Below are 12,579 nucleotides of genomic sequence, written 5' to 3' on the forward strand. Positions count from 1 at the left end.
TAGGGCAGTAGGGCAGTAGGGCAGTAGGGCAGTAGGGCAGTAGGGCAGTAGGGCAGTAGGGCAGTAGGGCAGTAGGTGAAATTGTTCTGGGACGCGGCGACCGCAAGTGCCTTATTCACCTATTGCCTTACTGCCCTACTCCCTTACTCTCTTACTCCCCTAACTTGTAGAATCGGCTGATGATGCCCCAGGCCTCGTCGGCGGTGTCGACGAAATCGATGATATCCTGGTCGCCGGGGCTGATCGTGCCCTGCTCGGCGAGGAAATCGAGGTCGATCGCCCGTTTCCAGAAAGACTTGCCGAACAGGATCACCGGCACGCGCTCCATGCGCCCTGTCTGGATCAGGGTCAGCGTCTCGAAGAACTCATCCATCGTGCCGAAGCCGCCCGGAAACACCGCCACCGCCTTGGCACGCATGACGAAATGCATCTTGCGGATGGCGAAATAGTGGAAGTTGAAACAGAGTTCCGGCGTCACATAGATGTTCGGCGCCTGTTCGTGCGGCAGCACGATGTTGAGGCCGATCGACGGCGCGCCGACATCGTCGGCGCCGCGATTGCCGGCCTCCATGACTCCCGGTCCGCCGCCGGTCACCACGACGAACTCGCGATAGTAGGAGGTCGCCGACTGCTGAGAGCAGAGGCGGGCGAACTTTCGCGCCTCCTCGTAATATTTGCTGTTTTCCTCGAGATTCTTCTTCTGCGTCTCGTTCTTGGCCGCCCAGGCCTCGCCGCCGGGTTCAGGCAGGCGCGCGCCGCCGAATAGAATGACCGTCGAACGAATACCGCGCTCGGCCAGGATCATCTCCGGTTTCAGCAGCTCAAGCTGCAGCCGCACCGCGCGCAATTCGCGCCGTGTCATGAAATCCGGATCGTTCCATGCCAGCCGGTACGTTTCGGCGCGTGTCTGCGGCGTGTCGGGCACGCTCTTTGACCGCTCCAGATCCTCGTCCGAATGCGGCAGCGGCGTCCATCCCGCCTTTTCCATAGGTGTCATATGCTTTTACCCGTCCAATTCTTTCACTTGCGCCGTCCCATGACGCACCCGCGATTGACCCTCACCAAGGCTTCACATAGGGTCCGCGCGACTTTGGAAACAGGTTAAGGCGTTGCCCCTTAACAGCTTGGTAATGGAGCGAATTCATGTCGAAGCCCGATCTGGCGAGCCTCGAAAAGACCATCGAAAAGGCCTTCGAGGAGCGCGACACGATTTCGACGGCGACGCGCGGCGAGACGCGCGATGCCATCCAGTCGGCGCTGGACCTTCTGGATCGCGGTGTTGCCCGTGTCGCCGAGCGCCAGGCCGACGGCAAGTGGCATGTCAATCAGTGGCTGAAGAAGGCCGTGCTGTTGTCCTTCCGCCTCAACCCGATGGAGATCATCAAGGGTGGTCCGGGCGAGGCTGTCTGGTGGGACAAGGTGCCGTCGAAGTTTGACGGCTGGAGCGCGGTCGACTTCGAGAAGGCGGGCTTCCGCGCCGTGCCGTCGTCGATCGTGCGGCGTTCCGCCTATGTCGCGCCGGGCGCCGTGCTGATGCCGTCCTTCGTCAATGTCGGCGCCTATGTCGATACCGGCACCATGGTCGATACATGGGCATCGGTGGGCTCCTGCGCCCAGATCGGCAAGAACGTGCACCTGTCGGGCGGCGTCGGCATTGGCGGCGTGCTGGAGCCGATGCAGGCCGGCCCAACCATCATCGAGGACAATTGCTTCATCGGCGCGCGCTCGGAAGTGGTCGAAGGCTGCATCGTGCGCGAGGGCTCGGTGCTCGGCATGGGCGTCTTCATCGGCCAGTCGACCAAGATCGTCGACCGCGCCACCGGCGAGATCTTCTACGGCGAGGTGCCCCCCAATTCGGTCGTCGTAGCCGGCTCGATGCCAGGCAAGCCTTTCCCCAACGGTGAACCGGGCCCAGGTCTCTACTGCGCCGTCATCGTCAAGCGCGTCGACGCCAAGACCCGTTCCAAGACCTCGATCAACGAATTGCTGCGCGATTGATCTTTCCTGAGGGCGAGTGCACCTTCAGGTCAGCGCGGCCATGGGTCACGCTTGGATGTCAGCCAAGAGGGTGGCATGGACTGAAATGTATCCCGATATGTCTCGGCATCCTCGAAGGCGCGTAGAGTGCCAATCAACATGGACCGGACCCGCTTGCCCGACAAATCAGACCTTACCTGGCTTTTCTTCAAGACATCTGGCCGCGTCAGCCGCGCGGCCTATTTTCTCGGCGGGTTGCTCGTCGCCATCATACAGGCCTTTCCGCTTTATCGCTTCACGCTGGTGCCGGAAGGCTCGCCTGAGAGCAATATGTGGTCGTTCATCTTCTTCATCGCCTTCATCGCGTCGCTCTGGTCGAACATCGTGCTGGCGGTGAAGCGCCTGCATGACCTCGACAAGCCAGGCATCGCGTCGCTGATCCTGTTCGTGCCGGTCGTTTCGATCATCGCCTTCCTGGTGCTTTGCCTGTTTCCGGGACAGCCAGGCCCCAACCGCTACGGCAGACGCACCAACGCGCGAGCCGAACAGTGAGGCTCGATCGGCGCCATGCGCTACCGCACGCTTGATCCGAAACTGATCATCGAGACGGCGGAGCGGCTGGAAGGGCGGATCGCGGATCGTTTTCCCGAAGCGGGCCTGCGTGGCGTCGCCGCGGAACTGGTGTCGCTGTCGCGTGACCTAGCCAAGGCCGCGCAAGCGCTCGAAGCGCCGATCTGGTGGCTGCGCGGCGTCATCATCGCCGCTTTCCTCGCCGGCGTCCTGATGTTCCTGTTCGTCGGCACCATCCTGCCGCTCGACCGAATCTCGGGAGCCGACGACGCCGTCCAGTCGGTGCAAGGCATCGAAGCCTCGCTCAACACCATCATCCTGGCGGTGCTCGGCTTCCTGGCCCTGATCCGAACCGAGGAACGCATCAAGCGAAAGCGCGTCTTTCGCGAGTTGCACGGGCTGCGCTCGCTGATCCACGTCATCGACATGCACCAGCTGACCAAGGATCCGGCAACACTGTCGGCCAGTTTCAAGCCGACGGCGAGCTCGCCCGCACGCATCACCAATGCCGCCGACCTGGCGCGCTATCTCGACTATTGCTCCGAAATGCTGTCGATCACCGGCAAGATCGCCGCGCTCTTCGCCCAGTCGGTCAATGACGACGTGGTCATCGACGGCGTCAACGACATCGAGAATCTGAGCTCCAACCTGTCACGCAAAATCTGGCAGAAGATCACGTTGATCGACGTGCCGTTGCGGTAGGCACTGGCACGCCGGTAAATTAGATTCGTGATTCCATCTGGTGTTTGCCTCAGTTACGAGGCTCCCGTAATTTGCCTCATCTGCAGAATGCTCTAAGCTAATCTTAATCACCTTGCCTCAGCATGATCGTGAAAGCTGTGTCGACTGACACGGAGCATCCGGCTGACACACGGCACACATCAGGCAAGACAAAAAGCGGACCGGCGGCCAGACCTCGGCCCGCGGCTGTTCGCCTGGTTTTCCTCGCCTAGGCGACTGGAACCGGACGCTGTCCGTGCCCGGCTTCTGGACACGACGTTCGATCGCAAGTTCGCTGTTCTGTTCGGCACCGTCAGTGTCCTGGTGCTCGCGGTGAGCGCTGCGATCGCCACCGATGATCTGTGGCCCTGCCTGGATCGTGGCCGACATGACGCTGTTCGCTGTCCGTGTGATGCTGATGCGTGAATGTGAAAGGGCGGCGAAGCGCGCAGAAAAAGGGCCTCTGGCGGAGTTGATGGCCGCCGGCGCCGTGTGGTCGGTCGTTTTCGGTCTTGGCTGCTATGGCTGCATTGCGAGCGGACATATGACCCTGGCCGTGCTTGCCGCCCTCAACGTCGCCGGAGTGCTCGGCGTCGTCTCGTCGCGCAATGCGGCAACGCCACGCTACGCCATATTCGTCATGCTGGCCGTCAGCCTGCCCTATTTCACCGGAGCGCTGCTTTCGGCGTCGCCCGGCATGTGGGTGGTCGGCATCCAGATGCCATTCTACCTGACGGGCGTCATCATCGTTCTGCTGCAAAACCACGCCATCAACGCGCGCATGATCCGCGCGGAGCTCGACAATCGCGACCTGGCGATCAAGGACGCGCTGACCGGCCTGCCTAATCGTATCTTCCTTCAGGAAAAACTGCGCGACATGTGCCGCGACCTGGCGGTGCCGGCCGCCAATGGCGGGGCGCCTTTCGCCGTTCTCAGCATGGATCTCGATGGCTTCAAGACCGTCAATGACCATTTTGGCCATGCGGTCGGTGACATGCTGCTGCGCAAGGTGGCAGAGAGGCTGAAGCGCGCTTTCCGCTCCGGCGATTGCGTCTTTCGCATCGGCGGCGACGAGTTTGTCATCCTGTTGCCGGCGACGTCGGAGATCGAGGCCACCTATCTGGCAAAGCGCGCCATCGACAAGATTTCCACGCCTTTCGATTTTGGCACCGGATCCGCTATTCGCATCGGGCTTAGTGTTGGAAGTGCGTTCGCGCCTGCCGATGGGAGCAATCCGGAAATTCTGCTGGCCTGTTCAGACCTGGCGCTCTACGACGCCAAGCGTACCGGCAAGGGCCGCTACCGGGCCCATGTGCGGGTTGTCTGACTCGTCACACTGGTTGGCCTACCCCCGCGTCGGTGAAGGCCTCTGGTGTCAGACCGGGCGATCCGCGTCCTTCCTGTTCGGCCGCGCGCAGCAGCGCCACCGTTCGCCTTATCAGCGGCGCGGGCGTGCCCGCCTTCCGTGCCAGACGCAGGATCGCGCCCTGCAACTCGTCAATCTCCGTCGCCCGGCCGCGCTGAAGATCGTCCCACATCGATGAGCGTGCCCGGGGATCGATCGCCAGCATCCTGCGCGCCAAAAGCTTGAACAACCAGTCCGGCAGCCGCAGCACTTTCGGCAACAGCACGGGACGCAGGCCGGCGATCCGGGCTGGCTCGATGCGACAGGTTTTCATCGCCGCAAGCGCCTCGTCGATCTGAGCGGCCAGGATCAACCGCCAGCGACGGTCGGCGAGTTCCGTCGCCAGCGGCAGGTCGGAAAGCGCCACCAGCGCGTTGTTGAGGTTCATCAACAATTTGCCCCACTGCACCGCCCTCATGTCGGCGTGAACCTCAACCCCGAACCCATCGACATCTAGCAGTTCGACAAGGCCGGGCTCGCCGTCTTCGATCATCGCCTTGCCGTCGCTGGCGCGGTGCACACGCAGAGGCACATCGCCGTCCGGCGACCCCACCACATTGAACGGCACCATGCCCGCCAACACACGCCGCTGGCCGAGCCGCAACCTGTCGGCATTGTCGACGCCGTTCTGGAAACTGACCACCACGGCGTCCGGGCGAGCATGAGCCGCGATAATCCGGGCCATCTCCTCGGTTGCGCCGCTCTTGACCGTCACCAGGATCACGTCGGCCCTGGCCAACGCAACGGACGGATCAGCAGTGGCCGAAAGCTCTCCCGGCCCCAGCAACCGGTCAAGCCCATCAAGGTCGGTGACATGCAATCCGCCTGTGCGCAGCGCCGCCTCGAAGCGCGGCCGCACCAGCAGAATCACCTGCCGCCCGGCGAGCGCCAGGCAGCCGCCGACATAACAGCCAATGCTGCCAGCACCGGCAATGGCGATCGTGCTCTTTGCGCTGATCATCCCGTGATTCCGCGTGATCCCGCGACTATACGACATGAAAACCATATTGTCGGCGCCATGACTGGCCCTCACGTCTGGCCGTGACAGGCCCCGCGCTTTCGACTATCGCTTTTGCATGACTCTGCCGACCGATCCCGCCGAAAACCTCGCCGCCCTCATTCGTTGCGCCTCCGTGACGCCCGCCGAAGGCGGCGCCCTGACGGCGCTCGAAACAATGCTGAAGCCGCTCGGCTTCTCCGTCGAACGCCCGGTGTTCTCCGAGGACGGCACGCCGGACATCGAGAACCTTTATGCGCGGCGCTCCGGCAACGGTCCGCATCTGATGTTCGCCGGCCATACCGACGTGGTGCCGGTTGGCGACGAAGCGGCGTGGACGCACCCGCCTTTCGCCGCCGAGATCGCCAAGGGTGAGATGTATGGCCGTGGCGCCGTCGACATGAAGGGTGGCATCGCGTGCTTCATCGCCGCGGTGGCGCGCCATGTCGAACGGAAGGGCGGCCCGAAAGGCTCGGTGTCGCTGCTGATCACCGGCGACGAGGAAGGGCCGGCTATCAACGGAACGGTCAAGCTGCTGGACTGGGCCGTCGCCAAGGGCGAGACGTGGGATGCCGCGATCGTCGGCGAGCCGACCAACCCGGACGCGCTCGGCGACATGATCAAGATCGGCCGGCGCGGTTCCCTGTCGGGCAGCGTCACCGTCAATGGACGCCAGGGGCACGTCGCCTACCCTCATCTCGCCGACAATCCGGTGCGCGGGCTGATAATGCTGGTCGACGCCCTGCTGCACCCGGTCTTCGACAAGGGAACCAAGGATTTCCAGCCGACCAATCTGGAGGTGACCACATTCGATGTCGGCAACCCCGCCACCAATGTGATCCCGGCCAAGGCGACCGCGACCTTCAACATCCGCTTCAACGACAGCTGGACCGCCGAGACCATCCAGGCTGAAATCCACAACCGCCTCGACCAGGCGGCCAAGCGCAAGAAATACCGGACGGGCAAGAAGACGCCAGTCGACTACGACATCATCTGGCGCGACCGGCCGAGCCATGTCTTCCTCACTCGCGACGAGAAGCTGATCGAGACGCTCAGCGGTTCGGTCAAGGCTGTGGTCGGCAAGCAACCGGTGCTCTCGACATCAGGCGGCACGTCCGACGCACGCTTCATCAAGGACCATTGCCCGGTTGTTGAATTCGGGCTGGTCGGCAAGACCATGCACATGGTCGACGAACGTGTCGCAGTTGCGGATCTCGAGACGCTGACACAAATCTACCTGCGCTTCATCGAAGACTGGTTCGGATAGGACAGCATGCTTTCGGCGGACGATACACATGCTTCGCTCACCGGCGCCTGGCGATTGATGCTGGGAAAAACCGATGGGTTGCGCCTGCTCGACCTGTCGGCGGACGGCTTCTGGAATTCCTTCTTCGCCATCGTCGTGGCGGCACCGGCGCTGATTGTCGGCTGGGTCGGCGTTGCCAATGAGATCGGCGATCCCGACGCTTTCGCGGGTCGCCTCGGCATGCTGATCCGCCTGGCGACGGTCGACATCGGCTCCTGGGTACTGCCGCTCGTCGCCCTTGCGCTGGTGGCGCCGCGCCTGGGGGTGGGCGGCCGCTTCGTGCACTATGTCGTGGCCAGCAACTGGGCCTCGGCCATTACCGCCTGGCTGATGCTGCCATCGGCGCTGATCAGGCTTTTCCTGCCGCCCTCCAACGCTATTTCCGGCCTGCTGTCGCTACTCTTGTTCGCTTTGTCGATGATGCTGACCTGGCGCATGACCAATGCGTCCATCGGCAAGGGCGCTGCCGTCGGAACGGCCGTTTTCGTCGGCATGTTCATAGCGTCGCTGCTGGTGCTGTTCGGCCTGCAGTTTCTGCTCGGCATCGACGTACCCGACTATTCGGGCGGCTAGAGCCTGTTCCATCCCGATGGAACAGGGATACCGCTCCATCTTCTTGGTGCGCGGTCCATGGCGTTCTGGCAGGTCGCATCATGGTGTTCCCGATCGTAGCCCTCAAAAGATGCCGCTTGGCACGCGCCGATCATCGACACGGGGCACGCCTCTCGGCTTCTTGGATAGCGGCGGGCTGATCGCGCGCCATTCGAAGTCGCCAAGGTCATTTCGGCTCATGTTGAGCTTGAATCAGGGTTCGGCACGATATGAAAGCCGCCAGCCGCAAACGCCCCCTTTTTGCCGCTAGTCCAATTGGGCGTGCCCGTGAACGGTCCTTGGCGATGTTCCGCGACCCGTTACAAAACCGCAAGATCGGTCGAGCACGCTATGGCCATTAGCGACTAGTTGGAGCCGCCACGGAGGACGGACGATGAAGGCGGCGCTTCAAAACGACCATGCTCGCATGCAGCGGAGGCTGGACTACATCGACCTGCAACAGTGATCTGGACCTGGAAAACGGTAACCGGTGTTGCGGCCGTTTCGAAGTTTCATTTCCAAGAGCCTGTAGGCCGCTGTTCACCTCGTCGCACATTTGAGAGACTCCATGACAACGACGTACGCTCCCAAAGAGACGACCACTCGCGGACACACCGTTCAAATCAACGACATTGAGATGTACTACGAGGAGTACGGAGTCGGAAAACCTCTGGTACTCCTGCATGGGTTTGGCGGTTGTGCATAGAACTGGCTTCCCTTTACCGCCAGGCTCTCAGAGCGCCATCGACTGATCGTCGTGGATCTGCGTGGCCATGGTCACTCCACCAATCCCGGGAACAAGTTCACACATCGGGAAGCGGCCAATGACGTGTTCCTCTTGCTTGAAAAGCTGGGGGTAGGTCATTTCTCGGCTATGGGGATCAGTTCTGGCGGGATGACGCTGCTGCACATGGCAACGAGCCAACCCAAGCGCATCGACTCAATGGTATTGATCAGTGCAACTACCCATTTCCCAGATCAGGCAAGGGTTATCATGCGCAGAGCTTCGTTCGACGTCATGCCGCAACAAGTTCAAGAAATGTATCGAGAGTGCGCAAAACGCGGTGACGAACAGATCAGTCAACTCATCACACAGTTCAACGCGCTGGGCGAAAGCCATGACGATATGAATCTCACCGAACAAGATCTATCAACCATTGCAGCTCGTACACTTGTCGTGCACGGTGATCGCGATCGCTTTTTTCCTGTTGAAATTTCTGTAAGCATCTACCGTTCTATTCCGGATGCTACGTTATGGATCGTTCCTGGCGGCGAGCACGCTCCTATTTATGATCCCATCGTCCCATTCACATCAACGGCCCTGCGATTCCTTGATGGGCCAGACAGCAAGTTGCAATCAGAGGCCGAACAACTAGCTGGAGCCGCCACGGAGGAGGGACGGTGAAGGCGGCGCTTCAAAACCACCATGCCCGGATGCAGCGGGTGCTGGACTACATCGACCGGCATCTTGGCAGTGATCTGGACCGGGAAACGCTAAGCGGTGTCGCGGCCTTCTCGAAGTTTCATTTCCACCGGCAGTTTACGGCGACCTTCGGGTTATCCGTGCATAGTTATGTTCAGCTTGCCCGTATGAAGCGCGCTTCGCACCGGCTGGCCTACATGGACGCCCAAAGCGTCACGGACATAGCGATGGATGCCGGTTACGATGCACCGGACGCCTTCGCCCGCGCCTTTCGGCAACGGTTCGGGCAATCGCCTTCATCGTTCCGGAAGTCTCCCGATTGGGAGCCGTGGCTTGCGGCCTTCGGGCCTCTCGACAACGCCAGGAGCAAGCTCATGCAGAAGACTTTTACCACTGACGACGTGACGATTCGCGATGTGCCCCCCACACCGGTGGCGATCATGGAGCATCGGGGCGACCCCGCGACGCTCGGCGCCACCATCCAGCGGTTCATCGCGTGGCGCAAGGCCGCGGGCCTGCACCCCAAGACAAGTCCGACCTTCAATGTCTGGCGTTCAGAGCGGCGTCCTACGCCGCCTGCCGATTATAGCGTGGACCTTTGTGTCGGGACCAACCAACCGATCGAGGCGGACGGCGAGCGGATCAAAGCCGGCGAGATCCCTGGCGGACGCTGCGCGGTGCTACGCGTCGTTGGCAACACCCACAATCTGGAGCCTGCCGCGCTCTACCTTTATCGCGAGTGGCTTCCGGCCAGCGGCGAGGAAGCACGCGACTTCCCGATCTATTGCCAGCGGCTGGGCTTCTTCGCGGAAGTGCCAGAGCATGAGGCGGTCGCGGAACTGTTTTTGCCGCTGAAATAGCGCCTCCGACGGCGGCCTGTCCCATCCGATGGCAAGAAACCGACAGGCCGCTATCCACCCGATCCCGGTCTTTGTGGGTTCACGGCCTAATCCTTAGCCCAGTATAGCGCGACGATCTGGATGAGACGTGAGCGGCGATCTGGATGAGATTCTCAGGTCGCGGTCACGTGCAAATTATCATGCTGATTGTCGCTGGCAAGGCCTTCATCTATTTCTGATTGCCGCTCCGCGACAAGTTCGTGTTTGTTCTTGATTGTCGCGTAAGAGGCTGGCCTGCCGCGCTGGCGTTTGGCTTCCATGGCGGATCTGCGCCGGTAGCTTTCGACGTTCATCTCGAAGATCGTTGCGTGGTGAACAAGTCGGTCCACTGCGGCGAGGGTCATGGCGGGGTCCGGAAAGATTCTGTTCCATTCTCCGAAGGGCTGATTGGCGGTGATCATGATGGAACGCCGCTCATATCTTGCGCAGATGAGTTCGAAGAGCACGCTCGTTTCGGCCTGGTCCTTGGTGACGTAGGCCAGATCGTCGAGGATGAGCAGATCGAACTTGTCGAGCTTGGCGATGGCGGCTTCGAGCTGCAGCTCTCGCCGCGCGATCTGGAGCTTCTGCACGAGATCGGTGGTTCGGGCGAACTGCACGCGCCAGCCGTTCTCAATGAGGGCGAGTCCGATCGCTGCCGCAAGATGCGACTTTCCGCCACCGGGTGGGCCGAACAACAGGATATTGGCGCCCTTGGCGAGCCAGCTGTCACCGGCGGTCATGGCCATGACCTGGGCCTTGGAGACCATGGGTACGGCGTCGAAGGCGAAGCTGTCGAGCGTCTTTCCGGGCGGCAGATGCGCTTCGGCCAGATGCCGTTCGATCCTGCGATGTGCCCGTTCGGCCAGCTCATGCTCGGCGATGGCCGAGAGGAACCGGGCGGCGGGCCACCCCTCTCTATCGGCCTGCTCGGCAAATTGCGCCCAGAGCGTCTTGATCGTCGGTAGCCGGAGTTCGTTGAGCATGATGCCGAGGCGGGCTTCGTCGATGGTGTGGGCGTTGCTCATGCGACGTCTCCCACATGGGTTGCCCCGATCAGGGCTTCATAGCCGTTAAGGGAAGCGAGTTGCACCAAGACGGTCGGCAGCCGTGCGGGGTCCGGGCCGAGGAGGGTTCGCAAGACGGCAATATCGGGCAGGTCGCCGGCGTCGAGGGTCTCGGTGAGTTGCTCGGCAAGCTCACGCTCGCAGCCTCGATCGTGGGCCAGCGCCAGCAGATCGACCATGATCTTGCACGCCTGCCTGTCCGGCAGCCGCTCAATGAGCTCGTCGAAGGCCCTGCGGTATTCCTGCCGCGGGAAGAGCTTGTCACGATAGACGAGATTAAGAAGCGCCATCGGCTTTTTGCGCAGGGAATGGATGACGTGCCGATAGTTGACGACCTGATCGTGCCTCCCGTCGGCATGGCCTCGGCCCCTGGGCAGCGTCATCAGCTTTGTTCCTCCCATAAAGACCTCGAGGCGATCATCGAACAGGCGGATGCGAAGCCGATGTCCGATCAGGCGGGAGGGAACGGTGTAGAAGACCTTGCGCAAGGTGAAGCCGCCGGTCCGCGACACGGTGACGACCACCTCCTCGAAGTCGCTGGTCCGCTGGTCTGGAAGTTCCTGCAGTTGAGGGCGTTCGGCATCGATGCGCTTGCCATGATTGGCGTTGTGCCGGCTGACGATCTCGTCGATGAAGGCTCGATACGCGCCGAGATCGTCGAAATTTCTGCTGCCGCGCATCAGAAGGGCGTCACGGATGGCATCCTTGAGATGGCCATGGCTGCTTTCGATCGAACCGTTCTCGTGCGCGATGCCCTTGTTGTTGCGGGTCGGCGTCATGCGGTAGTGCGCGCAAAGCTCTTCGTAGCGATGCGTGAGATCCTCCTTCGCATCGGCGCTGAGGTTGCGGAAAGCCGCCGACAGGCTGTCGCTGCGATGATAGAGCGGCGCTCCCCCAAGCGACCACAGCGCGTTCTGCAGTCCTTCGGCCAGGGCCACGAAGCTCTCGCCGCCGAGAATGACATGGGTGTGTTCAAAGCCGGACCAGGCGAGCCGGAAGTGGTAGAGTAGATGATCAAGAGACTGGCCGGCGATCGACACGTCAAGGCTGCCCATGTCGGTAAAATCCGATAGCCCGAGTCGGCCGGGTTCGTGAAGCTGGCGGAAGATAACCTCCTGCTCTTCGCCGTGGATGGCACGCCATGACCGGATGCGCCGCTCCAGCGTTCGGCGAATGCCCGCGCTCAGTTCCGGGTGCCGCCGCAGCATCTCCTCATAGATGGCGACAACACGGATGCCTGGCGCCGCCTTCAAAAGGGGAACGACCTCGGCATCGAAGATATGCTCGAGAGGGTCAGGCCTCCGCCGGCCACGAGCCTTTTGCTTTTGCGATGGCAGGTGCGCGTCCGTCTTGATGCGATAGGCCGTCGCCCTGCTGATCGACGCCTTGGCGGCGGCGACCTCGATAGAATTGTTTTGTCGGTACTTCATAAAAAGCCTCGTCTGATGATCGGTTACATGGCGACCCGGCACAAAGATGGTTCTCCATTCCAGAAAACCACCAAGCTACCGGGCCGACCGCGATCATAAGACGCTGAAAAATTGCGCGGCGGCGGGGGTGTAACTCCGGTCGGGCTACGCCCTCCCTTCGTCACACCCCCGCCGCCGAGTCTCATCCTGATTGACGCTGAGTCTCACCTTGTTTG

General features: G+C 61.7%; 11 protein-coding genes and 2 pseudogenes. 8 read left to right on the forward strand and 5 right to left on the reverse strand.

The annotated features are described in order from the left end of the window. Positions 1-151: 151 nt before the first annotated feature. Positions 152-997 (reverse strand): LOG family protein, encoded by an 846-nt coding sequence (locus tag LGH82_RS17810; protein ID WP_227343992.1) that lies wholly within the window; start codon positions 995-997, stop codon positions 152-154. 146 nt (positions 998-1,143) lie between these two features. Between LGH82_RS17810 and dapD the strand changes: the two genes are divergently transcribed. The 4 genes from dapD to LGH82_RS17830 all read left to right on the forward strand — a co-directional run bounded on the left by dapD (position 1,144) and on the right by LGH82_RS17830 (position 4,594). Next, complete coding sequence (gene dapD / locus LGH82_RS17815; RefSeq protein WP_227343993.1) at positions 1,144-1,998, forward strand: 2,3,4,5-tetrahydropyridine-2,6-dicarboxylate N-succinyltransferase; 855 nt, start codon at positions 1,144-1,146, stop codon at positions 1,996-1,998. A gap of 153 nt (positions 1,999-2,151) precedes the next feature. Beyond that, on the forward strand, positions 2,152-2,529 hold the full coding sequence (locus tag LGH82_RS17820) for a DUF805 domain-containing protein (protein ID WP_227343994.1): 378 nt from the start codon (positions 2,152-2,154) through the stop codon (positions 2,527-2,529). Between the two features lie 15 nt (positions 2,530-2,544). After that, complete coding sequence (locus LGH82_RS17825) at positions 2,545-3,249, forward strand: hypothetical protein (protein ID WP_227343995.1); 705 nt, start codon at positions 2,545-2,547, stop codon at positions 3,247-3,249. A 373-nt stretch (positions 3,250-3,622) separates the two neighbouring features. Further along, positions 3,623-4,594, forward strand: coding sequence for a GGDEF domain-containing protein (locus LGH82_RS17830; protein ID WP_227343996.1), 972 nt, complete (start codon positions 3,623-3,625; stop codon positions 4,592-4,594). A 4-nt stretch (positions 4,595-4,598) separates the two neighbouring features. Here the strand turns inward: LGH82_RS17830 and LGH82_RS17835 are convergent, their stop codons facing one another. Continuing rightward, positions 4,599-5,633 (reverse strand): 2-dehydropantoate 2-reductase, encoded by a 1,035-nt coding sequence (locus tag LGH82_RS17835; protein WP_227343997.1) that lies wholly within the window; start codon positions 5,631-5,633, stop codon positions 4,599-4,601. A gap of 115 nt (positions 5,634-5,748) precedes the next feature. Here LGH82_RS17835 and dapE point away from each other — a divergent pair, with 115 nt between their 5' ends. Together dapE and LGH82_RS17845 are read left to right on the forward strand one after the other, a co-directional pair. Continuing rightward, entirely contained in the window at positions 5,749-6,936 is a 1,188-nt protein-coding gene (gene dapE, locus LGH82_RS17840; RefSeq protein ID WP_227343998.1) for a succinyl-diaminopimelate desuccinylase, read from the forward strand. A 6-nt stretch (positions 6,937-6,942) separates the two neighbouring features. Further along, complete coding sequence (locus tag LGH82_RS17845; protein ID WP_227343999.1) at positions 6,943-7,548, forward strand: transporter; 606 nt, start codon at positions 6,943-6,945, stop codon at positions 7,546-7,548. A gap of 81 nt (positions 7,549-7,629) precedes the next feature. Here the strand turns inward: LGH82_RS17845 and LGH82_RS17850 are convergent. Beyond that, a pseudogene (locus LGH82_RS17850) lies at positions 7,630-7,767 on the reverse strand (IS5/IS1182 family transposase); the annotation flags it as partial. 520 nt (positions 7,768-8,287) lie between these two features. Here LGH82_RS17850 and LGH82_RS17855 point away from each other — a divergent pair. Together LGH82_RS17855 and LGH82_RS17860 are read left to right on the forward strand one after the other, a co-directional pair. After that, positions 8,288-8,971, forward strand: a pseudogene (locus LGH82_RS17855) (alpha/beta fold hydrolase); the annotation flags it as partial. Continuing rightward, on the forward strand, positions 8,968-9,849 hold the full coding sequence (locus tag LGH82_RS17860) for an AraC family transcriptional regulator (RefSeq protein ID WP_227344000.1): 882 nt from the start codon (positions 8,968-8,970) through the stop codon (positions 9,847-9,849). The pseudogene LGH82_RS17855 and the gene LGH82_RS17860, both read left to right, overlap by 4 nt. Before the next feature lie 152 nt (positions 9,850-10,001). On the opposite strand, the gene istB is transcribed toward LGH82_RS17860, so the two are convergent. Next, positions 10,002-10,895, reverse strand: coding sequence for an IS21-like element helper ATPase IstB (gene istB, locus LGH82_RS17865; protein ID WP_227344001.1), 894 nt, complete (start codon positions 10,893-10,895; stop codon positions 10,002-10,004). Continuing rightward, the gene (gene istA / locus LGH82_RS17870) at positions 10,892-12,364 is read right to left on the reverse strand and encodes an IS21 family transposase (RefSeq protein ID WP_227344002.1); all 1,473 of its coding nucleotides are present in this window, start codon (positions 12,362-12,364) and stop codon (positions 10,892-10,894) included. The genes istB and istA overlap by 4 nt, the downstream gene beginning before the upstream one ends. Positions 12,365-12,579 lie beyond the last annotated feature (215 nt).

Source organism: Mesorhizobium sp. PAMC28654 (assembly GCF_020616515.1).
GTDB lineage: Bacteria > Pseudomonadota > Alphaproteobacteria > Rhizobiales > Rhizobiaceae > Mesorhizobium.